Raw genomic sequence first — 25,506 nt, 5'->3', positions numbered from 1 at the left:
TCCATTAAGAACAGAAGACCCGAAAGACCGACTTACGAACGCCAAAAACAGCCCAAAAACGACCAACTCCTTTGGTGAGCTCTGGCTCACTTATTGCAAGGCTCCATGGTGACCAGGAAAAACATCATGAAGTCACCTATTATGCCCCGAATCTCCTTACACGTAGGGCTTACTAGCTTGGCGCTGCTCTGGGCTTGCGCTCCGGCAACCGACACCTCTCTGGCGAACTCACAATCTGCATTTACAGAAAACGATCTCGATAATTTATGTGTTTGGAGCCATCAATGCCCCAACCCGGGTGAAGTGTGTGTGCATTCTCCAGGAACAGCCACGTGGCTGCTCGATCAGCAAAACAGTTCCTGGCTTGGCAGCTGCCAGCCTGCTTTAATCTCCGAGGGAGTAGAGGTTCCTCTGCCTGAAAAAACCGGCGCGTTAGAGGAGCCCGACCTTGATGGCTATCAAAGCGAGGCTTGTCCTACACTAAGCGGCGATGAGTACGAGGCACAAAAGCAAGACTACTTGGATTATGTCACAGCCAAGACACCCGCGCTCTACGCAGGAGACGGCATTTTCATTCAAGGACAAAGCGTGGGCCTCGACGTGCTGGATGCAATTGTCGAAGATGAAGAACAGCTTCAACACCTCAGCCTGGTCGACCAAATTCTTTTGTTTGAACGTCGTGAAGCCATTAGTCTATTGGATCTGGTCCCAGCAGAAGCTGAAGACTACGATTTTCCAGAAGTTCAAAGCGGCCTAAGTGGTTTTCAAACGACGGCAGCCTCCCCTGCCTACGTAGCTAAATTGCATGCGCTTTACACGGAATACCTTGAGCGTGTTATTTACGAATCACAACTTCGTTCAATTATCAAAGTGATTGAAGACAGCGGCGTAACTGTCCTCAGCAATTGCGTCGCCACGATGGAACAGGCCTTTGCTGTTGGCACGCTGAACCAACAAAACCCGGCCGACTACCATGTCGATCCACAAGACGACCTCAGTGTGCTGCAATGCATGGCTGTTTACGATGCTCTGCTTCAAGGTCTTGCTGAAGTCGTTCCTGAAGGCAACGATATGTTTTACATCGATGGTCTACGTACTGACCTTGAATCTCTAAAGCAAGGCATGTGGCCCGATGGAAACGATGGCCCCCTTAAGGTTGAAGGCGATCCTTACCTCGATTTAGGGGACAATCTGGGCCCCTCTCCCTATATTCGCATGCGAGAGCTTCCAAAAGCAATCGCTCAAACCGTATTTCTTCTTTACACTTCTGCTAAAGCCGAAGAAGCCGGTTATCCCATTCTCGATCACGATGAAAACGGGATTTTCACCGATCGTCAGATCTCCCAAACCGTAATCGATATCAATCAAGCCTCCGCCAACAACCCCAATGACCTTCCGGATCTATTCCGTAGGTTTGCCAAAGAAGTACGTGAAGGCGCCGAGGATGCCATGGGATTGCAGGACGACCTTATCAAACGAAAATGGAATTTACGCGACTTGCCGGAAATCGTGCAAATCGGCACCCTAACTGATCAGTTCTTGCATCAGCATCCTGAATTTGCCTGTGTGCAACAGCAGATTGCCCGCGAACAGCTAATTGATGAAGCTACCTTTGCTGGCGCAGGTGGCGTTGCAGGTGTTGGTTGCGTGGTCGGCGCCGGGCTTATTGTAAAATTCGGCTGGACGGGCGTCGGTGCAGTGATCGGGGCTGGTATATGTGTGACCGATGTCGTGTTGATGTACGCTGCATGGGAGCAGTCCCGACACCTTGTCGAGCTCACACACGCCTTTCGCTACATTGGCATAGCGCTCGCACTTGCCTCACAAGGCGAACTTAACGCGGCTTACCGCCAGCATCGCATAAACCACGCCTTACTGATCGCCTCCATAGTAGGCGCACGCGCCCCAATGGAAGCTTGGTACGCGGAAACAAAACCGTCGCTAGCGTCGCAAGTTTTCTGGGTGAACTCACTGCGCATATGGAACGCTCACTCGCTGGAGCTAGTGAAGTTTTCGCACGTGCAGCAACAGAGTCACTTAAAATTGGCGAATCACTCGAGGATGTAAGAAAAGGCATTCTTAAGTTCACCGGCGCAGCGCGAGACACCCTGGAGGCCCTCGAAGAGCTCGGCGTAAAACCCGAAGCACTTAACGAGTTGCGTAAGCAAATCGAAGCCGTTGAGAGTTTAGCCGACGGCGACCTTGTCAAGATGGCTAAAGGACTCGAAAAAGCGGCAACCGTTTTTGAAACCCTCGGCGAGTTGCGTGCCGGCAAGCTAAACTCATTAGGAAAACTGTTGTGGGTTCTGAAACTCGGACAAGCACGTCGCTTCAGCAGAGGCTCACAACTCATAAGCCTTGCCGAAGATTTGGTTCAACTAGGTCAAGCTGGACAAGACTACAATCAGAGCATCGGACATTGACCTAACGCCATTATCGACCTGTGCTGAGCCCCGTTATTGCCCCACCCCGACCGATCCAAGTTCCAAAAAGGCGTATACAAATGAAGTTAAATCAAGGGCGGAGGCTAACGCCTTTTTCAGTTTCCCACCATAGCGACGAGCCCTAGGACAGATGAGACAGAAAGCTGTTCGAGTTGGTTGGTGCCGCGCGGATAAATGTTGTTGGAAGCCATATCCACACGGTTATCGAGGCGAATGATCAGGTGTTTTGAAGGCTGATAATCCAAGGTTAGTGTGCCGGTGATCAAATCTAAATCGGCGACACCCAACAGAAAGGCATCCTTGTCCGAAAAATATTCACCTCGGAGCGCCAAAGCAAAACTGTCTACAAACGAGTAACGGGCCCCGACCATGACGCCCCACCAAAAAGCGTAACTGCTTCCAATGTCTTCAGCGCCAAGATCTGCATTCACGTCCAAAGAAAGCTTTTCGCTTGCATGAATACTTGCGAGCACATCCACAAAATGGCGCCATTGTTCATTGGCGTTAGGTATCTTTGCTCCGGCATCGTCGGTATCCGCTTGCTCAGGGCCACCGAGGTATCCCAATGCTGCATGCAAAGTGTCTTGCAGATCAAAGTTTAGTTGGATGCCATAGGTTTTTCCTATGTTGTTATCAATGGTGTTGTTCCATCCATTGACGACAAGACCGGTGAGGGAAAACATCTCCGAAAGACTCAAGCGTGCGCGCAAACCGCTGTGATAGAAGGGCTGGCCCACAAAGTAAAGTGTGCCTCTTGTGTAGTTCATGTTGTATTGGCTATCGGCCACTTCAATGCCATACACAGTATCGAACTGGCCAAAATCAAGCTGTAGACTTTCAAAAGGACGCCATGAAACAAAGGCTTGTTTGACGTTATCGAAAGAAAAGCTCACAGCATCGCCGCCAAGCAGACGTGGCACCGAAGGTCCAAAGCGCAACTGAATGCTCCCCCCGACAGGCCCACTATCATACGACAAATCTAGCCCGACCCACGCAAACGAAAAACCATTTGAAAAATCATAACCGCGGTTCATGCCAGTTTCTGTTTGCGGCTTTGGAAAGTTCCAATCCAGTCTGGCATAGGCATCGACAAAGGCTTGAAAGTCGATTGCGTCATACCAATGACTTGTTTCATCGGAGGCTTCTTCACTATCGTGAACAACAGATACGGACTGTGGCTTGTGTCCGATGGGTGGCTCACCCGCAGATTCGGAGGTTGCTGTCGGGGTTGGTATCGACGTTGTTTCTTTTTCTTCAGTGGGACTTGGAGTCTCGGTTTGTAGTGTTTCTTCTTCGAGCAGCGCAGATGAAGATGTATCTTGAGCAAGAACTGTTGAACCAATGAACAGACTTGCCATGCCGGCTACGTGAAGGCATGGGAAAAGCGAGCGCCTTTTCACTACTTTTTCACCAAGTCCCACTCCGCAGTGGGCACAAGTACTGAACGGCCTTGCTGCGCCAAAAGTATCAAGAGCGTCGTCTTAATCAACACTGGGCTTCAAAAGCACACAGGCTGCAAAGTGCTCGCAAGCAAGTCGATATAAGCATCCAACTCAGGTTCGCCGGATTCATCCCCGCCATAGTTGCCTCCCTTTGATAGTGGGAAACTATAACGAACAAATGTTTCCGGCGTATTTCAACAAAGCAAATTCTTGGATCAGGACAACCTGCGCACCACTATGGATTTTTGGCCGGAATCTTGAATATTCCTTGGCCCGTCAGGCGCCGAGTGAGCAGTGCGCTAGGCGTTTGCTCCGGACGATGATGAAGCACAGCGAGGTACTTCGCAGCATCGAGAAGTGCAACAGGAATGGCTACAGACAGCGATTGTTCTTTTACTTTGCTGTATTTTCGTTTTGATTCAGAACCACTAAAAAAAAGACAAAGCTTGGCTGAGCTTCGTTCGTACATTATTTCTCGCTTTGCGTTCAGAAGAACGAAACTACTTTGAGCACAACTTTGCCTAGTCGAGGCAAAGCGGCGGCGGAACGAGCTTTGAGCCACTAACTGTCCATCGGCAAAAAGCTGAAACCTTGTACTAACGGTTTCTGAACCATCAAGCCTTTGGCTATGCTGGCCCTGAGCGAGCAAGCCTTCTGTAGCCGCATCCTGCGCTCCATCGGAGGTATGAGCCATGCACGCACCAAGCACTAGCGCAGCGCTCCAAACCGAAAACATAATCTTTAACATAACAGCCATTTATAAAACTCTCAGAATCCAGGAACACGATGCCTTTTTCGTAGCATAGTGCTCGCGTTTTTGCCCTGTTTTTTTTGTTCGTAGATGGTGCGGCATCTAGCGATGCCCCCAATGGCCCAGGCCTAGAAATCTCGTTCAAAATGATCCGCTAAGTAGAGTTTTTCCACTTTTTTCCGAGCCCATTCGGTCTTGCGAAGAAAGGTAAGAGCAGATTTTATGCTGGGATCAAACTCAAAACAGCGAATAGGAATCTCCCGCGCCAAATCCGCAAAGCCACGCCTCTGCACCAAATCTTCAACAATACTTTTTAAAGTAAGGCCATGAAGCGGATTATTGGGTTGAACCTTGCCCATCGTCTACGCCTACAAGAATAGCACAAAACCGCCCAACTTTCAGCAACCCATAAACTCAGCAATTGTTCTCAAATTTCAGAAACTAAACGACGGCCCCCGCAGTCTTCCCTAAAACGTGCCTAAAACGTGCCAGGCACATTTTTTGTGGCAAGGTGTCCAAACAAATCTCGTGTCCCCCGATTTAACCCCTGCGCAGCGACTCCTGTAGCGTTCCCTCAAAAGTGCCAGGCACATTATGAGGAGCTTATGCCACGTGACACCTCTTACTAATCCTGAACTGCTATCACAGAGAGTTCGTTGGGAGATGGAATCTCTGATGCTGCAATTTGGATGTCTTCTCCATTCAGAGTCGCCGATCGGATGGCATCCTCTTCCGTCCAATAAATCCGATCGCCTGCAGTCGCTATACTTGAAGGCTCCCGACAGATCCAGGATCCCTTCTTTTTCCGCTCATGATATCAACGCCTTAGAAACCACGCCGCGATAATTTGAAATTTAAACTATCGCGGTGTGGTTTCTATGCAGTTGATTTTGCGCTGTTTTTTGATGGGATCCTGGATCCTGCAAAAAACCTTGTTAGCTCTCTCTGCTTCGATGTAGTTAGACAACAAGAGGTTAATGGCAGATGAAAAATCTTAGGGAAATCGGGTTGATTCTTGTAGTTCTGATGTGCGCTTGCTCTGATGAACAGTGCCCTGAGGGCAATGACCTAGTCGACGGGCAATGTGTGTTTGTGATCACTCAAACACCCGAGCTCACAGTGCAGCCTTCGGTCAAAACGCTAAACTTCAGTTGGAACGCTATCGAGGGGGCCGACAACTACAAGCTACTGCAGGACAGTGATGGCACGGAAGAATACACACAGCTTGGCGAGGACTTGAGCGCTGAGACTCTAAGTTATGCACATCAGCTCTCAGTCTATCTTTACCCCTGGGACACTGCGCAATACAAAGTGCAAGCCTGCAACGCGCTTGGCTGCGTTGAGTCGGACGCCATCGGCACGACCGAACTCATGCTTGACACTATAGGTGTTCTTGAAGCTAGCAATGCGGATCTCAATGATTCGTTTGGTAGTATTGTTGCAACAAGCGCGGATGGAAACACCCTTGCCATCAGTGCTCCAGGAGAAAGTAGTTCGGCTACCGGTATCAATGGTAACGAAAGCGATAACGGCAGCAGCGGCTCGGGAGCCGTGTATGTTTTTGTCAACGACGGTGACTCCGGATGGCTTCAGCAAGCGTACATCAAAGCATCGAATACCGACGCTGGCGATCACTTTGGCTCCAGTTTAGCTCTGAGTGCCGACGGAAGCACTCTGGTTGTGGGGGCTTGGAGAGAAGGTAGCAGCAGCACTGGTATCGATGGAGAAGATAATAATGATGCTCCAGCCTCTGGAGCCGTCTACGCGTTTACGCGATCAGCAGAGGGGGTGTGGTCCCAGCAGGCTTACATCAAAGCCTCAAATACCGAGGTCGGGGATTTTTTTGGAACAACTGTTGCTCTCAGTGCAGATGGCGACACCCTGGCTGTGGGGGCAAGAGGCGAAAAAAGCTCAGCTACCGGCATTAACGGGGATCAAGCGGATAACCAAGCGCAAAGTTCAGGAGCTGTGTACGTGTTTACTCGAAGCAATGAAACATGGTCTCAGCAGGCCTATATAAAAGCATCCAACACTGGTGCGGGCGATTACTTTGGAGCCGCAGTCGCACTGAGTGGTGATGGTACCACCCTTGCGGTGGGAGCAATCTACGAAGATAGTGCAAACACCGATCCAAACGACGATTCCGCTAGCGAAGCCGGCGCCACCTACGTTTTCGTACGCGGTAGCGACAACGATTGGTTTCAGCAGGCCTACCTAAAAGCATCCAACACTGATGCAGACGATAATTTTGGAAGTGCAGTGGCACTGAGCGCAGATGGAAATCTATTGGGTGTTAGCACCTTCAACGAAGCTAGCAGCGCGCGAGGCATTGATGGCGATCAGCTAAGCAACCACATGCCAGAAGCAGGAGCTGTTTACCTTTTCGAGCGCGCAGAAAACAGCAGTTGGAGCCAAACGACCTACATCAAAGCATCCAATACCGATACAGGTGATGGTTTTGGCTTTAGCTTGGCCTTGAGTGCCGACGGGAGCACTTTAGCTGTGGGTGCCGTCTGGGAGGCAAGCAACGCCGTAGGCATCAATGGTGATCAATCCAACAATGATTTTGAATATGCCGGCGCTATCTATGTATTTCGCCATTCAAAAACCAACTGGTCACAAATCGCTTACGTCAAATTGAAGGACAACACGCCAATCTCCACTGAGTTCGCGGAGTTCTTTGGAATTTCCCTCAGCCTCGATGAGCACGGTGACAGTTTGTTTGCAGGCGCTCCCGGCGTCGAGGGTGCAGACATCTCCACCGGGACAGTTTACCTCTATTGATCGTCCGGTTTCGCGCTTTTTGCCGACGGGAATCTTACACAGTTAAGTAGTTTGTCTCGGGGCTCACGCGCATGCTCGCTGGCTATCTCATGGGGATTATTGTAGCGTGCAGATTGAGGTTGTTGTTGTATGAAATGTTTTGCGAATTTGGCTCTCTTGTTGTTGTTCTTCTTGAGCGGAGCATGCTCAGATACACAATGTCCCGAGGAGCAGCACGAAGTTGATGGACAATGTTTGGCCGTTACAGGCACCCCGACACCTAAACTCGAAGTTCAGCCTTCGGTTAAAACCTTAACCTTTCATTGGGAAGCTATCGAAGGCATTGAAAGCTACCAACTCCTATTCGATAGCGAAGGCAGCGAAGCGTACACACCGCTTGGCGAAGATTTGAGTCCTGAGACCACGGACTTTGCACATCGCATTGCCGTCTATGACTATCCATGGCAGAGCGCGCGCTACAAGTTGCAAGCATGCAACGCCCTTGGCTGCGCGGAGTCTAGAACAATCAGCACAGCCGAATACATGCTCGACACCATCGGCGTTCTTAATTCCACCAACGCTGAGCCAGGAGATTACTTTGGCTTTGCTGTCGCCTCAAGCGCTGATGGAACCACCGTCGCTATCAGCGCTCGCTACGAGGGGAGCTCAGCAACGGGCATCGATGGCGATGGAAGCAATAACGATAGCCCCGGCTCGGGCGCCGTTTATCTTTTTACCGTTGACGATCATGGTGAATGGTCTCAGCAAGCTTACATCAAAGCCTCGAATGGCAAAGACTACGATACCTTTGGGACAGACTTAGCGCTTAGCGCTGATGGAAGCACGCTTGCGGTGGGGGCCCCCAGCGAGGGCAGCGCGGAACCGGGCATGAACGGAAAAGATAACCCGATGGAGTCCGGAGCTGTATATGTTTTTACGAAATCGTCTGATGGTTCGTGGTCTGAGCAAGCCTATCTCAAAGCTTCAAACGCTGAAATGCTCGATAATTTTGGCATGGCTGTTGCGCTAAGCGCCGATGGAAACACCCTGGCGGTAGGAGCCACAGGGGAAGACAGCTCGGCCACTGGAATCGATGGTGACCAGGAGGACAACGCAGAAAACGATTCCGGAGCAGCCTATCTCTTTACTCGGAGCGATGACACATGGGCTCAGCAAGTTTACATCAAGGCCTCAAACACCGACAAGCAAGATAACTTTGGCAGCGCTATTGCTCTAAGTTCGGAGGGCAACATCCTTGTAGTAGGAGCCCCTAACGAAAGTGGCGCTGGCGCCGCCTATGTTTTTGAAATGAGTGGTGGTAGCTCCTGGACTGAACAAGCCTATCTAAAAGCCTCCAACACTGAAATTGAATCGGATGACAATTTTGCCTCAGCAGTCTCGCTCAGTGCCGATGGCAGCCTTCTTGCTGTGGGTGCGCCGCAAGAAGACAGCAGTGCTCAGGGAATCGATGGAGATCAAACAAGCAACCACATGGAAAGCGCCGGAGCGGTTTACTTGTACAAACGGCAAAGTGCCGCTGGCTTTAGCCAAATTGCCTATGTTAAGGCCTCCAACACAGACCCACGAGACTATTTCGGTCACAGTGTCGCTTTGAGCTCGGATGGAAGCATGCTTGCCGTAGGCGCCAACTCTGAAGCAAGCAACGCCACTGGCGTGGGCGGCGATCAGTCCAACGACGACCTCAATAACGCAGGAGCCGTTTACGTCTTTCGTGCTACCGAAGATAGCTGGGAGCAGAGCGCTTACATCAAATCGAAAAACAATACACTCGCAGAATATTTCGGAAGCTCCCTCTGCTTCGATGACAGTGGTCACAGTCTGTTTATCGGAGCCACAGCTGCCCTAGGCGATACCGCATCTTCAGGCGGCAGCTTGTACATATACTAAAGCCCTACTTGGCCGAAAATGCATTGTTACGTTTACCGTAAACTCTAGTTCTAAGGGCACCCTACTGAACCTTTTTAGAGATAAGTAAGGTGTCCCCAGAACTCCAGATCACGCCCGAAGATCAAGCACGCTCCGGTCTATCGTTATTCAAAGCGGTCTCGGGCTGCTCTGTTTCAGTTGCCATAGGAGGCCAGGCCGCAAAGGCGCAAAGGTGCCGCAAAGGTGCCAAGCACATTTTTACGAAAATGAGGAAACCGAAGGATGGCTCGGTCGATAAGTAAACATGCCGCGCCCACTACGTCGTCTTTTGCCCGAAGAAGCCTATTTTGTGACCAACCGCACCTTTGAGCAGCGTTTCTTTTTCAAACCAAGCAATAAGGTCAACGAAATCATCGGCAGATGTCTCGCCAAAGCCATCGCCACTTACGAAATACAGCTCTTCGCCTTCGTCTTTATGGCCAACCATTTTCACTTCGTGCTTCGCGCGCCACTTGGCAACCTCAGCGATTTCATGGCCTGTTTTCAAAGCATGCTAGCCCGGGACATCAACCGCCACCTTGGCCGAAATGGCCCCATGTTTCAGCGTCGCTACAGCGCCATCCCCATCCTTGATGAAGGCGCGTTTATCGAACGCATGGTCTACACCCTAAACAATCCTGTCAAAGCGGGTTTGGTAAACCAAGCAGGGCAGCATACCGGACTGAGCAGTTTCCCTGAAACCTTCCAGAACAAAAGCAGAAGCTTTTGCTGGATGGACCGAAGCCGGTGGTGGCAGGCGGGATGCCCTAAAAAGAGCAAGGCTTTTGAAAAAAGGGTTCCTTTGCGCATTACGCCTCTGGCAAAGCCTTGGCGCATGATGCTTGAGCAAGAACTAAAAAGCGATGCCTTGCGTTTGAAGCAGGAGCGCCAAGCATCAGGCAAAGCCTTGCTTAGAAGCGCAAAAGCCAAGCGCATCAAAACCACCGACCGACCAAAAAGCTCAAAGCGCAGTCCGCAACCGCGCTGTCATAGCACCGAGCCCAAGCTAAGAGCAGCGTTTGATGAGGTATGGCATCGCTTCGTTCAAACCTTCCGAGAAGGAGCGATGTGCGTCGCTCAAGGCAATTGGCTAGATGCCGTTTTCCCTCCGGGAAGTTTCCCGCCCACACGCTATCCTGTGCGTTTCGATGGTTGTGAAAGCATTACCGCCACACTCTGTTTCTAACAAACACGCTTAGACAAAAAGGTTGGTCCAAGGGATAGCTGCGCTCAAAACCCAATTCAAAAGAAAAACAACCCTGCGCAAGGGCCCGCATCAAAGCAACGAAGGTCAGAGCCGAGTAAATTCAACCACCGTTTTCAAGCTCTCAAAAGCCAAAGGAATGTTACCGCGCCTTCCCACTAAAAGTCGTTGGCACCTTTTTACCTTTTTAGGGATACCTCAGGCTGGCACCTTTTTAGCACCTTTTTAGAACGCCCTAGTGCTCAAAACTATCAATCGCGAACTGCCTTCAGATAACTTGTTTGCTCACATGTTCCGATTAGATATCTTTTGAGTATTTCGAGAAGTTGCTCAGGGGTCGCCGAAACAAACTGACTCAACTCCTCACCATGCGGATAGCCCACCAGGTTCCCGAGTGCATTTTTCACTGCCAACAACGCACTATTGTCGTCGTCCAATACATTCGGCCAAGTGCGCATAACAGTTCCCACTTCCTCTCGCTCTAAGCCAAACAATGTAGCGAACTCCCAATCAGGAAAGAATGGACCATTTACCGAAGCGACCAAGCACTGTCCTATGATTTCGATGTCTTTCTCGGACAAATATGCAAATGCCACGGCTTTCTCCCTCATTTTAAGATATCTGTGAAATACTGTTTACCAAGGGTCGGCCGAAATGCTGTACCCATATCGACTGCTTTCGGGTTCTGAATAACGACGGTTCCAGTCAGGTCATCCCAATATGCAGTTCGTCCTCCCGCAAGCTGTCGTACATTAGCGCCCTTCGCTCCCGCGACTACTTTGTTGATATGTTTCGCAAACGCCTCGGGCGACTTGATGCCAAGCTCCGAAAAATTCACCACCTTTGATGACGTGTTTACCGAACGCATGCCCCTGGGATATCGCTTTTCCGAGCCCACTCTGTGTAGCTTTTTGGCCGCTCGGGAACCGCTGCCACCCAAGATGCGATTACCAACAGCTTTCGTGGCAGAAGAAAGTTTTTGGCCGGCCCATTTGCTTAGGCGGCTGGCTTGTTTGCCGATGAACTTGGTGGCTTTCGGAGCGTAGCGGCTCGCGACTTTGCCGATGCCGGACGCGCTTGCTTTGCCGACGCCCTTTAGGCCTCCGAAAACCATACCGGGACCAGGTGGACTGTTGATAATTCCTTCGACTGTGTCCGTGTAGAAATCACCTGCGAAGTCTTTGAATTTGTCAAACAGCGTGGGTGGTCTATACCCACCAGGCGTAGGACCAGGGTGCATGCCATCCGGGTCGGTCATGCCGATGGGTTCGCCGAGGGCATAACTGTAGGGGCTGAGCCGCTCGGGCTCCTGCATGATGCTTTCGGGATCGAAGACGGCCACAGGGTATGCTTTGATGAAGCTGCTTAGTTCGGGCCGGTAGGGTCTGGCTTTGAAATCAGCTAGGGCTGCGCCTTTGTCGAACTCGTTGCCGGCAAAGCGAAATGGGTCAGCGCTACTCTCTTCCAGGCCCCGCACACTGCCATACGCGTTGTAAGCGTAGCGGGCGAGCACTTCTCCTTCGGAGCCAGCGCGCACCACAGGGCTGCCGTGCAAATCATGCAAGTACAGCTCGGCATCAGCAGGCCACTCGCTGATGAGCACGCCCGCATGCGGATCATAGTCATCGCCACCGCAGCTGAGCAGAACACTGGCGAGCGAAAGCGCACCGAGCGCAACGCTTCGGCGTTTGAGAAAACTGAAGATGACCGAAGCAAGCAAAGCCAGAAGTCCGAACAACAGCAGCCACGGTGACGACGGTTTAGGAAACTGAACGAAAGTTGATACAGCTGCAGCCGATGCTTGCGCGGAATGCGAGTCTGACACGGCATCAAGGCGTATCGCGCGTTTGTTATCAAGCTCGACGTAGCGAATGATCTTTCCTTCGCGCACTTCGACATCCGGCGAGGGATAGCGCACTTCTGTTTCGCCATCACTGCTTATGGTGCGTTTGATAACTCGGCGATCATCGTAGCCATACTGGTAGCTCTCGGTGATTTGCGCGCCGTTTTCATCTTCGCGGACGACTTTGGCAATGCGGCCTTTGGCGTCCCATTCCAAAACACGCGCGCCATCTTCAAGCAAGCGGCCTGCGGCATCATACTTCAAAGACTCATCGGCAAACTTAGTGACGCGATCAGGGCCGTTTGAATCCGTGTATTCATAGTCAACTTGTGCGGGAAGATCAGCGCGATCCGAAGTCACCGAAAGCAGATTGGACATCACATCGTAGCTAAAGGTGGTGGTTCCGAGCCGGTTTTGCTCTGATGCCAAGCGATAACGCGCATCGTAGCTATAACTAGCGCTGAGATTGAGCGCAGCGCTAAGCTCGCGGGCATCGGTTTCCTCGATGACACGTGAACTCGGATCAAGCTCAAACCGCAAATCAAGTAGCGTTGCGCTACCGGCCCCAGAGAACATGTGCCGCAGGCGCTGCCGCGAATCATACTCGCGTTGGCTCTTTACGCCGTTGCCGTAGCTGGCTTCTTGCAAGCTGCCCCATGCGCTCCAGCTCACATTGCTGATCAAGCCAGTGATGCTCTGGGTGAGTCCGCGCGCATCATACGAAGTTTCAAAATAGGTCTTGTTTGGGTAGCCGCGGCGTTTGAGGCGGTCTTGCGAATCGTATTCCGACCAGTTTGCATGCTCCGTGCCGTCGCTCCAGCGGCGCACTTCATCCGTGGCCCGACCGCGTGCATCGTAACCAAAGTGCACTTCGCCGACTTCGTCCTCGACCCATGAAAGCTGACCTTGGGTGTGGCGCATCCACGAAAAACGCTCTGAGCGTTCATCGTAATGATAGCGCACGGACAAGCGCTCTTCGCCATCTTTTGCCCGATGCCATTCTTCAAGCGCTCTGCCGCGAGCATCATAGACATAGCGCAATTGATTCCCCTCTGGGTCAGTGCGGCTTAAGAGCCCACCAGGCACATCGTAGCTAAACTCCCATGTGCCTGCATTGGGGTCCTGGACTTTGGTGCGCTGCAAAAGGCCGTTGTAGGTGTAGCGCCGCACGCTGCCGCGTGCATCGCTAAGCTCTGTTAATTTGTCTGCCGCGTTGTAGCTGTACGTTGTAACCGCATCGTCTTCATCGCCTTGCTGAGCGTGCTGGATAAGACGCCCTAGGCCATCGACGATGTCTGTTCGGCGCCTGTTATTTTCATCAAAACGCGAGCTGCGCAGTGGCGCATAGCTAAAGGCTCGCATCGCGCCGTCCGGTTCGACTTCGCTGAGCGGGCGGCCCAGGGCATCGTAACTGAGCTCAATGCCGCTTTGGTCGCGGTCCGCTTCGCGGTAATCGGCGTTGCTGGCAAAGAGCGGGCGCTGCGCAAAGCTTACAAGACCACGAGGACCGTAGCTTTTAATCTCGCTTGCAGCCCATGAACCGTCTCCTGCATCTTCAAAGATAGCGCGTTTACGGCCAAGCCCATCGACGTGCGTAATCGAGGTTTCGACGTCGTCCGAATCGCTGTCTTTGATCAGTCTCTCGCGAATCACCGAGGTGGGCGTACCAAGGGTGTACTCATAGCTTTTGGTGGGTCGCTCTTTGCCATCGCCCGGCTCGATAATGGTCATCAAGCGCCCGAGAGCATCGTGCTCGAAAGTCGTCGTTTGCTCATTGGGGTCTAAAAATGAAAGCATGGTGCCAAAAGCAGGATCGTAGGTCGCCCGGAAAGTAAGCGCGTGTGATTCATCGACCGTGAGCATCTCTTCGGTGACAAAAGTGCCGCTTTCATCGTAAGCGTAATCGCTGCGCCCATCGCGGCCATCGATTTGCGCCAAGATATTTCCGTGCGCATCGTGTTCATTGCGCTCGGCATCGACAAACTCATCACCCGAGCGCCAGCTTGTTTTTCGGCTCACAGCCCCGCGCTCGATTTGCCCCAAGGGCAATCCCTCAAAAGCGGAGCCGTCATAATAGGTGCGTGTTTCAGTAATACGCGTACCTGATGCATCGCTAATCTTCTCTGAAGCAAGCGCGCCCAAGATCCATCGCTCGGTGTTTTGCGCATAGCTGCGCGTGGTGATGCGCTCGTCACCCCCGGCAAGCAAGTTCTCGCCTTCGATGATGCCCCACTCTGCTTGTTTGGTGACATTTCCAAAGTCGTCGTACTCGAAGGTTTTTCGAGTTTTGATAGGCGTATCGCCAAGCTCAAACACTTCGCTGTCGCTTTGCTTTAGATAGGCAAAACGCAAAGGCCGCTCGGCATCCGCGGAATCAAACAGTCGCAGCTCATAGCTGTTTTGCGTGCGATCAAAGGTGCCACCCTCGGCATTTTGTCTGATGGTGCTAAGCGGCAAGCCTTTGAAGGCTTTTTCAGTCTCGCCGACATCAAAGGTGCTGATAGTATGAAGCGTGGGCTGACTTGCATCACCGACATCGATGCGCTGCGCGTAGGCAAAACCGCGAAACTCACGCTCGTAAGGATCAAAATAGCCATCGGCATAGTAAAAACGCGAATGCTGAACTGAGCCAAGACTATCGTCGATCCACATCTGGGAGAGAAGCATTTGCCCAAGAGGCGAGCGTTTGCTCCAATCGAGGCTGTGTTCATTGGCCCAGGCGCGCATCTCACCGATGCCCGCGTAGCCCATGCGAATAACTTGGCCCAAGCAGTTGTCGATGGCCGTTAGTAAGCCCGGCTTGCCCTGCTCAAGCACATCAACATAGGTCCATGCTTCATCGACCCCCAGGCTCCGATCCAACCACACCACATCGGTGCTGCCGTTGGCGTTGATGTCGAACAAACGCACTTGGATAGAACTGCTCGAGCCAGGCGTGTTTTCGATGCGCACCACATCACTGAGCGCTGAGCTTGCAAGGTTCAAGTAAAGCAGTACGTGCGCGGCATTGACAACGACTAAGTCGGCAAGACCGTTGCCGTCGATGTCGCTCAGGTTTGAGCGCTCAAGTTCGCTGCTCGAGAGCGTGGGCGCCCCTGAGATAGACACCACGCTGCCGAAATGACCTGAGCCTTTTGCCGGGAAATACCGCAAAGAACCCGAGCGCAGCTGCGCGATGTCTTGCAAGCCATCGCCGTTCATGTCCGCCAGGCGTAAACCATCCCCATCGAAAGTGAGCACTTGACCGGATGCAAGCTGCCCGAGGTTTTGCACGGCGGAAAAGGTGCCGTCGCCTTGATTGATGGCCACGCGCACATCGCCAGAGCTTGCTTCGATGTGAAGCCAGTCAACGCGCCGGTCATGATTGAGATCAACGAACTTTACGTTTGGATCGCTGGGTGCGGGGCTGAGATTGGGACTGAGCACCACCGCAGCGCCGAAACCAGTGCTCCCACCCGGATAATAACGCAGCCCATCGCTGCTGCTTGAGAGGCGCGCGAGCACATCCGGGGCGCCATCGCCGTTGACATCGGCAAGTTGTGTGTCGGGATTATCGAGCCAAGTGGAGGCCGAATCGATGTTTTGCCACTCACCAAACTGCGTGCCATCAAGATTGGGCCGCAAACGATATGCTCCGCCATCAAGCGAAGCGTCCATCTGCACCACATCGGGCAAAGCATCGCCATTGACATCGGCAATCTCGACGCTTGCGCCAAGTTCGCGCGTGGGGCCATTGAGCATCTGCTTTGGCGCGATGGCGGCATCAAACTCAGCATACGTCAAGCTAAGCGCTGGCAGCGTGGTCTCGCCATCTTTGCCGGTGAGCTCAACTTTGACCAAGCGTGAAAGGCCGGTACCAAGCTCGTAGCTCAAGTCATATTGGCGCACGGGCTCACCCGCATGGAGCACTTCGATTTTGCTCAGGCGCTTTGTGGTGCGCACAGCAAAAGCCGACAGATAACTAGTGAGCGCATCGGGGCGCTCTTCGTAAGAGAAGCGCACTTCGTTCACGCTGCCTTCGGCGTGAAGATTGTAACGAATCGAAGTAAGATAACGCCGCTCGCCTGCGGGTTTATCGTAGATGTATTCGATGCGATGCCCAAAAGTGTCTTCTTGTGCAGTCAAAGCGTAGGAAAAGTCTTTGCTGCCATCCCGCACCACGCTGCTGGCTGAGCCATCGAACTCAAAGATGACGCCCGAAGTGTTGGTAAAGATGAAACCATCGCCCGAGCGCCGGCCGCGCGCAAAGGCGCCTTCGATTTCGAAACGATAACTGCCGTCACTCATCTGCACTAGCTCTTCAGAGCCCTTGCCGCCCATGCCGCTAAGCACCCAACGGTCCTCTACGGTGTACGTCGGCAGGCGCCGATCGGTGCTGCGCTCGACCGCCGGCATAGAAAGCGACCAGCCAAGGCCAAGCACGTCGTAGCCCGTGCCCGAGCTGTATTGCAAGGTCACCTCAGGCTCGAAACCTGCCACACCGGGCGGGACATCAATATCGATCCCGTAAGTGCTTGACCCTGCTTGCAGTTGCGGCTCAAAGGCTTCCCCCAAGCCTTCGATGGAGCCCGGACCCGATGGGACGCTCATCACAGCCGGGCGCACGCCAGAGCGGTCTTGCGCACTTGCGCTCAGGCAGAGCGTGCAAGCAAAAACCAAGGTGCTCGCAAAAAGATTACGCATCATGCGCCTTAGTTGCAGCTCGGAGCAAAGGAGCCGGTGTATTCCGATAGGGTCACAGCTTCGCGCTGAAGTTCAAAAACAATATCTTCAAGCCGCGAGAGGTCTAGGTCTTCATTTTCCGGGGCTTTGTCGGCCGAGGGGAAGACAATTTCCCAAGCTGACGAAGCCACCGAGCGTCCGAAAAACTGGGTATCGACGTTGTCGCGATAGGTGTTGACGCCCGCATCGATTTCAGCCTCACGCGGCGCAAGCTCAAAGGAGTTAACGATGTCTTCAACAACACTGTCGGGCGACTCACAGCTTCGCACAAAACTCACGCCCCGTTGCACAAGGCGCACGGTGGCCTGATCGTCACCGAGGCCATCGCCAATAAGTTTCACACGGATGCCCGTAACAAAGTCATTGCAAAGCCCTGTGCTAAAGGCGCCGTTGTTCAGTGACAAACTTGTCTCGAACGGCATGCTTACCTCGCCTTGTTCATCGGCCCGACCTGGTTTGAAAAGCAAACGCTGAAATTGCTCTTGCGCCGAAATCTCGTGCTCTGTCTGAGGATCGATGATCGAGCCGCGGATCTTTAAAATGTCTTCTTTTAGACTAAGCTCCATGGTTTTAGCTTGGGGCGCGCCATAGGCCAAAAGCGATTCATCCACTTGGTCTTTCAAACAATTGAAAAAGTCTTCGATTGAGTTGACATCAAACGCCGGAATTAAGTCGGTGTAGATGCCAGGCAAGGTTGCGTTGATTTCGTACTCAAAGGCCTTGGCTGCATCAAACACCGCTTCGCGCGCACGTTCACGGTATTCCATGGCCCGGATCACCGCTTCATCACGCAGCATTCGCAGAGTAGGATCGTTGAGGCCTCCAAAGCGCTCGCCGCTACGATGAGCTATGACGCGGTTGTATTGCTGCGCCGTGAACTGTGCTTTCGTGGACAAATTCTGCTGATTTAAAAGCTGAGCTGAATGATCCATAGCAGCCTGTGTTTGCTCGATGCGAAGCTCCGCTGCACCAATGCGGAGCTCTTTTATCTGTGTCATGCCGTTGATGTATTCGACTTGTCGATCCGCATCGATGAGTTTGAGTTCCTTTGCCGAACGAAGTTGTTCTTTTTGTGCTTCCAGGTCGCGCACTTCGTTTTGAACATAGGTATCGGCAACGGAAGTTAGAGCACCAGGGAGCCCCGACGGATCGCCTGCCACTGCACGCGCAATCCCGGAGGCAACGGCCAATCCTGTCCCAAACAAATTACCAAAAAAACTCGTCGAATTTTGGCGTTCGGTAATATCAATTATCTCGTTGTTGCTCTCGCTCACAAACTGCAATGCATCTTTTCTGATGCCGTTGACTTGTTGCAACCTTGAAGTTTGAGCCAAGATGCGCTGCCTTTGAGCTCTAACACGCTGCTCGGCCAAAACGATTCCGGTTGCACTTTGCTTAGCAGCAAGATTTGCACCTGCCAGCGCTCCGCCAGAACTGCCGCAGTTTTCAATATCCGGAGCGGATGCAGAGCCGCCACACAAGTCAATCAGCTCGCCTTCAAAACTCCCTTGAGCATCAAGAAGTCTTTCATCCATAGTGTAGGTCTGACCTGCCACTTGATATACAAAATCACGTGCTTCTTGGTCTTTGGCGATGGCATCCGCGACGCGGTCTGCGGCGCGGCTTAGGAGTTGCGCTAGGTTGGTTGCTCCACGATCGGCAACCTGTCTTGCGTCGTAAATGAAAGGAACGTAGTTGGCGTCTTTGCCAAAAACGCTATCGGGGTGTTCCAACATCTGGATCGATTTTCTGCCCATGGCGCTAAAAGCTTCGCCAAGCTCAAAGAGATGCGGCAAATCATCCGAGCCCTGTGCCTTAGCCATATGCGCCAGGGCAACAGCAATCGGAAGGCGGTGTAGCGCTTCTATATCTAACCCACTGCGAAGCCCATCGATATAGGCTTGTGGGTCCACCTGGTTCCAACGGGTTTGCAGAGCAAGGTTGAGTTGATAGTCCGCTGCGTTCCAATCTTTGCTAAGCAATAAAGCTAAGTTTCGGATGAATTTGTAGTCATTGCCCTCAGCGGTCGTGGCTGTGACTTCATAGATAAGGGGAAGTCTCCATTCACGTGTCCATGGGATCAACGCATTGGAAAGAAAGCTTCTACCTTCCGTCAACAGTGCGTTTGCCTGAGTCCGCGCGGCAGACCCCGTGCTCTGGTATTCAGCGCGATACGCTTGCAGGATGCGTTCTTGAAGGAAAACAATCGCCGCTTGAACGCGGGCATCACTTCCCGCTGCCATGAGATAAGCCCCTGCAGTTTTGTTCCCTTTTGCATAGGCTTGACTTCCAAATTGCTGGGCGCAGTAAGCCTTGGCGTTGTGTATGCACTTAGCAACCGTCGACATCGGAAGACTCTCCGGTATTTCGGTCAAGCATTTTTCGGCCAAATCAGTAAAAACTGGCTCAATTGCATTGTTTTGTGCGGGCAATGCTGCAACGAATCGATTTTCTGGCGACTCTGTATTGTTGATGACAGCTGTTCCGCAAACGTTCATTTCCGAGGAAGTGCCTGCCGTACTGCAATCTGCTGAAACGAGACTTTCAGCATAATCTCGACATTCCGGTCTAATGTTGATGGTCTCAATGTCATAACTGTACTCGGCTTCATCGATCAGCACTTCCGGTGCAGCAACAATCTCAGAAAGGTCCGTGCTTGATTCGCGCACGAGCAAAAGCTGCGCACTTGTGTTAAACGGTTGCGGCAAAAGCCCGTACCAGCGTTCGGTGACCTGTCCTTGAAGCAGGCCAGCCGAATCCGTACTCAAAGAAAAAGCCATACTGCGTGCCATGGTCCTGTCATCTACAAAGAGTTTGTCCTGATCGGTCACTAGCTCAGCAGGGTCGATGGCTTGCGCAACGCTACCACTGAGCACGCCGTCATCGTCCATTTGCATCGAGGTGCCAGGCCACGCGCCATCCTCCTGCTCCAAAAAACCAAGCGAGTATTCGGGATCGATCAAGACATCAAAACTGCCGTCTTCTTGTTTGCGAACCGCCATGCGAATAGGCAGCTGACCTAGACCTGGATCTTCATAAGCGTACACACCCCGATACATGCCTTCGATGCTGTTTTGCACGGTCACGGGCACAAGCACATCGCCTGCGTAGGAATAGATGGAAAGAAAGCCCTGGGCTGCGCCCTCGCCGATTTGAGCGCGGTCTACAGTCAGCTCAATTTCTTTTTGATCGGTGAACTCCGAAAGCCTGTCCGCATCGGGAATCTGCAGCCACGGGACATCGTCTGAAAGACGGTAGCGCACAGGAATGTCCGGATCGCTAGAGATCAGCGTGAGCGTGACGGTGTCGCGATTGGTGCCAAAATCAAGCAACGCTTGCTCAACGGAAAGTGTAGCAGAGCGCTGAGTTTGAACCGGAGGATCATCGGAATCTCCCGAGGCAGAACAACGTCCGCGCTCGGAACACGAATCACCACCAGAACAGCTATCTTTCGTGCTGCACTCCTGATAGCAAATGCCAAGCTCGCAATACGAGCCCTCGGGGCAATCGGCTGAAAGCTCACAAGCGGGAGCATCGGAGAGGCCAAAATTGACTGGATCTGGGCCACCACCGCACCCAATCATCATGCCAAGAAAAACCAACACGAATAGCAATTGCTTCTTACTAATGGTCATCTACCCCCCGCTACCTATCTGCGCGCCTTGATAACTATTTGCCTAGGTATGCCCCGGTTATCGGCCATCGTGCAACGATGTTGCGTAAAAAAATAGATTAATAGCGGCATGCCGCTAAGAGCAACTCTAATTTCAAATAGTTAGAAAGATGGTTCGGTTGCTGATGGACGCTCAACTATAACGGCATCGTTTTGCCCTTTTCGGCGAGGATGATATCGGCGTTGATTTGGGATGCGAGTAGGTTTTTTAGGGCGCGTTTGGCGGGGGCTTCCCCGTGCGCTAGTGCGATTTGTTTGAGTGGGCCATGGTTGTTGGTTTGCGCGACAAAGTTTTTCAAGTCGTTTTGATCGGCGTGGGCTGAAAGTCCGCCTAGGACGTGCACGTCGGCTAACACATCCCGCTCGATGCCAAAGACTTTAACTTTATGACGCCCTTCAACGAGACGTCTGCCTAAAGTGTGCTGCGCCATGAAGCCTACAATCACGACGCTATTTTTTGACTGGCCAAGACCATCGCGAAAATGGTGCAAAATACGCCCTGCTTCGCACATGCCAGAGCCGGCGATCACAATGCTCGGCTCTTTGCTTTTTTGAAGGACTTTGGAATCTTCAATTTCAGACACATAACGCAATCCAGGCGGGGAGAAAGGGTCGTTGCGTTCAAGCATGCGCTGCGCAACGTCGGGAGCCAGGCTTTCGGCGTGCAACTTGTAAACCTCGGTAATGGCAATCGCCAGCGGACTGTCAATATAGATAGGAACCTCTGGCACGCGGCCTTTTTCTGACAGGCGCTCAAGCGCAAACAACACTTCTTGAGCACGTTCAAGCGCAAAGGTAGGAATCAATACTCTGCCGCCACGCCCAATGGTCTTAGTGACAATGCTCGCAAGCTCCTCGTCCATTCGCGCTATATCAGGATGAAGACGATCACCGTAAGTGCTTTCACAAATGAGAACGTCGACATCTGGCACAATCTCTGGGGGTTTGAGCAATGGAAGTTCGTCGCGACCAAGGTCGCCTGTGAAAAGCAAGCGTCTTTTCGTATTGCCCTCTTCTAAGTCTAAGCACACCAAGGCTGAGCCAAGCACATGTCCTGAATTATAAAAACAAAGCGTGACGCCTGGCGCGATCGGAAGTGGCCGATGAAAGGGAATCGAAACCATCTGTCCAATGGCTCGGTGGGCATCTTCAACACGATACAAAGGCTCAATAGCTTCGTGCTCTTTTGTTTTGGCATAGCGCTTATTGAGATAGCGCGCATCTTGCTCTTGAATCATCGCAGCATCACGCAACATCACGCTGCACAAGTCACGTGTCGGTGGCGTGCAATAGATGTTGCCGTCAAAACCACGTTTAACCAGGGTTGGAATACCGCCACTGTGATCAAGATGGGCATGACTCAGCACAAGCGCATTCGCCTTGCTGGCCCAAGATGGCAACTCTCGGTTCAGGCGATTGCTTTGTTCACGGTGTCCTTGGAATAGTCCGCAATCCAGTAATATTTCTGCCCCTGCGCAGCGAAGCCTGTGCAATGATCCTGTGACTTCATCGGCAGCCCCATAAAACTCAAGTTCCATGCCCATGTTGTGCGCTCATCCGGGCAGCATCGTCAACGTATTGATGCGATCTTCGTTGCTTTCGTGTGAGCCATTTTCTTCACTAGTGCTCTGATCTTTTTGAAACAAGCAACTAAGCCTTGACCTTTGTGCAGGCTATGGACTAGCTGTGCGCTGTGGATGAAGCAATTCGATTGATGCCGCTTGGCGGCCTGGGTGAAGTGGGCATGAACTGCCTGATGATTGAGCACGATGGGCAAATAGTGCTCATCGATTGCGGCATCACCTTTTATGACGACGACAATGGTGTGGACGTCATTCATCCCGACTTCTCTTATCTTGAATCAACCGATAGCACATTGGTTGGCGTGGTGATTACGCACGGACACGAAGATCACATTGGCGCCCTGCCTTACCTGCTCAAAAAATTTCATGTACCGATCATGGCGCCTGCTTACGCTGCTGAACTTATTGAAAAGCGATTGTCTGAACATCGCTTTTCCAAAGCACCCGACCTTCGTCGCATCAAACCCCATGACGAATACGAGCTCGGACCCTTTCGCTTCACCCACCTTCCCGTGACTCACTCAATCAACGGCGCGACCGCACTTGCGATTGAAACAGCTGTCGGCACGGTGATTCATTCCGGTGATTTCAAGATCGATCCAACGCCGACCGACGGTGTGCATTTTGATGCCGAGAGTTTAAAAAAGCTAGGCGATGAAGGCGTGCGTCTGCTGCTCAGCGATTCAACCAACATCGATACTAGCGGCGTGGCAGGCTCCGAACTAACGGTGCGCAAGGCGCTTGAGCGTCACATTCGCAAAGCCGAAGGCGCTGTCGCCGTGGCTATCTTCGCATCAAACACCTACCGCCTTAGCTCGCTCGTGGACATCGCCAAACGCAGCGGACGAAAACTGTATCCACTGGGTCGTTCCGTACAAAATCACTTATCCATCGCGCGAAGCTTAGGACTCATACAGCATCTCGATGACGTGCTCGTTGATGAAAAAAGCTCTCAAGATGTCCCGCGCAAACAACTGCTCATGGTCGCCACAGGCACCCAAGGCGAAACAGGCTCAGCACTCAATCGCATCGCATATGACGAGCACGCTCAAGCGACTCTTGGCCCAGGCGACTTGTTGCTTATGTCATCCCGAATCATTCCGGGGCGTGAAAAATCAGTGTTCAGCATGCTTGATGCGTTGGAGCGTCGAGGTGTCCGTGTGCTGAGTCGCAAAGATGATCCCGAAATCCATGTCAGTGGTCATGCATGCCAGCAGGAACAACGACGCATGATTCAGTTTACTCGCCCCCAGAGCTTCATCCCGGTGCATGGCACCTTTCATCATCTCAATCGCCACGCTGCCTTGGCCACCGATTTGGGAATTCGTGACACCTTGGTCATTGAAAACGGTGATGTGGTCGAGCTAAGCGCCGAGGGCATGGAGATTGTGGAGCAAAACCATACGGGCCGAGTCTACATCCAAGCCAACCGGCCGCTCTCCCCTTTGGCCCTGAAGGACCGTGTATTGCTTGGTCGCCTAGGCGTTGCCGTGGTCTCTTTTGTTGTCGATTTCGAGGAAGCTTGGTTGGGCGAGGTGCAAGTGTTCTTGCGCGGCATCGTCAATACCGACGATAACGAATCGCTGATTGATGATGCAGAGGACCATGTTCGCAAAGCCGTTGAAACAGCGTTGGCAAAAAACAAAAATACCGACACCGAACGACTCAGTGAGCTTGCCAAGCAAGCTTTGCGTAGTTTTTTGCGCAAAAAAACAGGACAGCGCCCGTTGTGCTATGCCATGGTACTCGAAGCTGGTTAGGCCAGCCCGAGCACCCTATGAAACAATCGTTTTTTCCTCTTTTCCTTACTTTTGCACTCCACGCTTGGACCGGGTGTGCTTCGGCTCCGGAACATGAAAGGCCAGCAAGCCCTGTCCGTATCCAAACGCCCGGGCTCAATCGCGATGCGCTCTACGAGCAGTGCGGTTTTTCACCCACACCATCGAACAAAGCATTTCACGGACAACTGGACGGAGCGATTGACCGCGCTCCAAACGCGCTGGAAAGTCGAGCGCTGGGGCCCTTGCTCAAAACCGCCGAACAGGTGAGGGACCTTAAGTTCAAGACACCCGTGCCTATTCGCATTCAAGACGATGATTTCATTCGTGCATACCTGGAATCCGAAATTGACGCCGAGGAACTCAACGAAGCGTACATAACCTTCGGCGTGCTCGGCTTGCTCGATGCAGACGCTGACCTTGGCACCTTGCTGCTCGATGTGCTCGGGGAACAAGTGATTGGTTACTACAATCCAAAAGAAGAATACCTTGCGGTGCGCAATGATGTCGTGTCAGGCCTTGCTCAAAAAGACACGCAAACCTTTGGTGAAGCTCACGCAGTGTTAGTGCATGAACTCGTTCATGCTCTGCAAGGCCAGCATTTGAACCTGCACAAACTTCATGGTCAAAAACGAAAGACCGACGCCGATGCTGCCTTTCAAGCGCTCGTCGAAGGGGACGCAACCTTGGCGATGATTGCCGATTTTGCATCGGCGCTCGGGATTCCTCTCTCGAAGCTCACCAGCAATCTAAATATGCTCGATCAAGTCATGCCCACCGATGGCTTTGGCGCGCTTCCTGCGGAAAAGTTACGCAACGCACCTCCCATTCTGCAAGCCATGTTGCTCTCGCCCTACCTCGATGGCTTGCGCTTTGTCGCTCATCTTCACAGCCAAGGCGGATGGAAAGCCGTCAACGAAGCCTATGCATCGCCACCCACGACCATGTCTGAAGTGCTTCACCCCGAAGCGGCTGATTTTACTCGCAAGCTCCGCTCGAAACTCCCAACGATGTCACTGCCAAAACAATTGCCTCTAGGCTACACACTCATCATCGAAGACAGTCTAGGCGAACTCGTGTGGCGGAGTTATCTCGCTCAAAACAACCCAAGACAAACCGCTATCCAGGCAGCCGAAGGCTGGCTTCAAGACAAACTTGGGATCTACCGAAATCCAAAAGGGCGTTACGCCGCGGTCTGGTTTTCCGATTGGCTTAGCGAAACCGACGCTAAAGAAGCCCACGAAGCCGCCCAAAGTGCGCATGGCCTCTCGCGCCCCAAAAGCTGCCGGGCCTGTTTTTTCACCTCTTTAAAAGGCCGGCGGCTACTGATTACCCGCGCTCTTCCCCCTCCTGCAAGGCAGGTTCTTTAGCGGGCAG

At 52.4% G+C, this 25,506-nt stretch carries 14 protein-coding genes; 7 read left to right on the top strand and 7 right to left on the bottom strand.

What is annotated here, in order from left to right; translation table 11 throughout:
- Window positions 1–126 precede the first annotated feature (126 nt).
- Window positions 127–2,067, top strand: a complete 1,941-nt coding sequence (locus IPJ88_10775; protein ID QQR88720.1) for a hypothetical protein — start codon at window positions 127–129, stop codon at window positions 2,065–2,067.
- Window positions 1,980–2,423 (top strand): hypothetical protein, encoded by a 444-nt coding sequence (locus IPJ88_10770; GenBank protein ID QQR88719.1) that lies wholly within the window; start codon window positions 1,980–1,982, stop codon window positions 2,421–2,423. Before IPJ88_10775 ends, IPJ88_10770 begins: the two co-directional genes overlap by 88 nt.
- Window positions 2,424–2,539: 116 nt before the next feature.
- Here IPJ88_10770 and IPJ88_10765 read toward each other — a convergent pair whose 3' ends face one another.
- The 3 genes from IPJ88_10765 to IPJ88_10755 form a co-directional block, all read right to left on the bottom strand.
- Window positions 2,540–3,802, bottom strand: coding sequence for a porin (locus tag IPJ88_10765; protein ID QQR88718.1), 1,263 nt, complete (start codon window positions 3,800–3,802; stop codon window positions 2,540–2,542).
- Between the two features lie 319 nt (window positions 3,803–4,121).
- Window positions 4,122–4,634, bottom strand: a complete 513-nt coding sequence (locus IPJ88_10760; protein QQR88717.1) for a hypothetical protein — start codon at window positions 4,632–4,634, stop codon at window positions 4,122–4,124.
- A gap of 131 nt (window positions 4,635–4,765) precedes the next feature.
- Window positions 4,766–4,996 carry a DUF2132 domain-containing protein gene (locus tag IPJ88_10755; GenBank protein QQR88716.1) on the bottom strand — a complete coding sequence of 77 codons (231 nt, stop codon included), beginning with the start codon at window positions 4,994–4,996 and terminating at the stop codon, window positions 4,766–4,768.
- Window positions 4,997–5,621: 625 nt separating this feature from the next.
- On the opposite strand from IPJ88_10755, the gene IPJ88_10750 reads away from it, so the two are divergent.
- From IPJ88_10750 to IPJ88_10740, 3 genes are all read left to right on the top strand, one after another.
- Complete coding sequence (locus IPJ88_10750) at window positions 5,622–7,421, top strand: integrin (protein QQR88715.1); 1,800 nt, start codon at window positions 5,622–5,624, stop codon at window positions 7,419–7,421.
- Between the two features lie 129 nt (window positions 7,422–7,550).
- Window positions 7,551–9,308, top strand: coding sequence for a hypothetical protein (locus IPJ88_10745; GenBank protein QQR88714.1), 1,758 nt, complete (start codon window positions 7,551–7,553; stop codon window positions 9,306–9,308).
- A 283-nt stretch (window positions 9,309–9,591) separates the two neighbouring features.
- A complete protein-coding gene (locus tag IPJ88_10740) occupies window positions 9,592–10,512 on the top strand; it encodes a transposase (GenBank protein QQR88713.1) in 921 nt (306 codons plus the stop codon).
- Between the two features lie 269 nt (window positions 10,513–10,781).
- Here IPJ88_10740 and IPJ88_10735 read toward each other — a convergent pair whose 3' ends face one another.
- From IPJ88_10735 to IPJ88_10720, 4 genes are all read right to left on the bottom strand, one after another.
- A complete protein-coding gene (locus IPJ88_10735) occupies window positions 10,782–11,126 on the bottom strand; it encodes a hypothetical protein (protein QQR88712.1) in 345 nt (114 codons plus the stop codon).
- A gap of 11 nt (window positions 11,127–11,137) precedes the next feature.
- Window positions 11,138–17,059 carry a VCBS repeat-containing protein gene (locus tag IPJ88_10730; GenBank protein QQR88711.1) on the bottom strand — a complete coding sequence of 1,974 codons (5,922 nt, stop codon included), beginning with the start codon at window positions 17,057–17,059 and terminating at the stop codon, window positions 11,138–11,140.
- Window positions 17,060–17,064: 5 nt separating this feature from the next.
- The gene (locus IPJ88_10725; GenBank protein ID QQR88710.1) at window positions 17,065–20,730 is read right to left on the bottom strand and encodes a hypothetical protein; all 3,666 of its coding nucleotides are present in this window, start codon (window positions 20,728–20,730) and stop codon (window positions 17,065–17,067) included.
- Window positions 20,731–20,905: 175 nt separating this feature from the next.
- The gene (locus tag IPJ88_10720) at window positions 20,906–22,306 is read right to left on the bottom strand and encodes an MBL fold metallo-hydrolase (GenBank protein ID QQR88709.1); all 1,401 of its coding nucleotides are present in this window, start codon (window positions 22,304–22,306) and stop codon (window positions 20,906–20,908) included.
- Between the two features lie 155 nt (window positions 22,307–22,461).
- Between IPJ88_10720 and IPJ88_10715 the strand changes: the two genes are divergently transcribed.
- Both IPJ88_10715 and IPJ88_10710 read left to right on the top strand, forming a co-directional pair.
- Window positions 22,462–24,111 carry a ribonuclease J gene (locus IPJ88_10715; GenBank protein ID QQR88708.1) on the top strand — a complete coding sequence of 550 codons (1,650 nt, stop codon included), beginning with the start codon at window positions 22,462–22,464 and terminating at the stop codon, window positions 24,109–24,111.
- A 17-nt stretch (window positions 24,112–24,128) separates the two neighbouring features.
- The gene (locus tag IPJ88_10710; GenBank protein QQR88707.1) at window positions 24,129–25,499 is read left to right on the top strand and encodes a hypothetical protein; all 1,371 of its coding nucleotides are present in this window, start codon (window positions 24,129–24,131) and stop codon (window positions 25,497–25,499) included.
- Window positions 25,500–25,506 lie beyond the last annotated feature (7 nt).

It is taken from the genome of Myxococcales bacterium, assembly GCA_016699535.1.
GTDB lineage: Bacteria > Myxococcota_A > Polyangia > Polyangiales.
This window is presented reverse-complemented; position numbering and strand designations above follow the sequence as displayed.

Coding starts and splice junctions, on each gene's coding strand:
- IPJ88_10775 (QQR88720.1), top strand. CDS start 127: ATGAAGTCACCTATTATGCCCCGAATCTCCTTACACGTAGGGCTTACT.
- IPJ88_10770 (QQR88719.1), top strand. CDS start 1,980: ATGGAACGCTCACTCGCTGGAGCTAGTGAAGTTTTCGCACGTGCAGCA.
- IPJ88_10765 (QQR88718.1), bottom strand. CDS start 3,802: ATGGCAAGTCTGTTCATTGGTTCAACAGTTCTTGCTCAAGATACATCT.
- IPJ88_10760 (QQR88717.1), bottom strand. CDS start 4,634: ATGTTAAAGATTATGTTTTCGGTTTGGAGCGCTGCGCTAGTGCTTGGT.
- IPJ88_10755 (QQR88716.1), bottom strand. CDS start 4,996: ATGGGCAAGGTTCAACCCAATAATCCGCTTCATGGCCTTACTTTAAAA.
- IPJ88_10750 (QQR88715.1), top strand. CDS start 5,622: ATGAAAAATCTTAGGGAAATCGGGTTGATTCTTGTAGTTCTGATGTGC.
- IPJ88_10745 (QQR88714.1), top strand. CDS start 7,551: ATGAAATGTTTTGCGAATTTGGCTCTCTTGTTGTTGTTCTTCTTGAGC.
- IPJ88_10740 (QQR88713.1), top strand. CDS start 9,592: ATGCCGCGCCCACTACGTCGTCTTTTGCCCGAAGAAGCCTATTTTGTG.
- IPJ88_10730 (QQR88711.1), bottom strand. CDS start 17,059: ATGATGCGTAATCTTTTTGCGAGCACCTTGGTTTTTGCTTGCACGCTC.
- IPJ88_10725 (QQR88710.1), bottom strand. CDS start 20,730: ATGACCATTAGTAAGAAGCAATTGCTATTCGTGTTGGTTTTTCTTGGC.
- IPJ88_10720 (QQR88709.1), bottom strand. CDS start 22,306: ATGGAACTTGAGTTTTATGGGGCTGCCGATGAAGTCACAGGATCATTG.
- IPJ88_10710 (QQR88707.1), top strand. CDS start 24,129: ATGAAACAATCGTTTTTTCCTCTTTTCCTTACTTTTGCACTCCACGCT.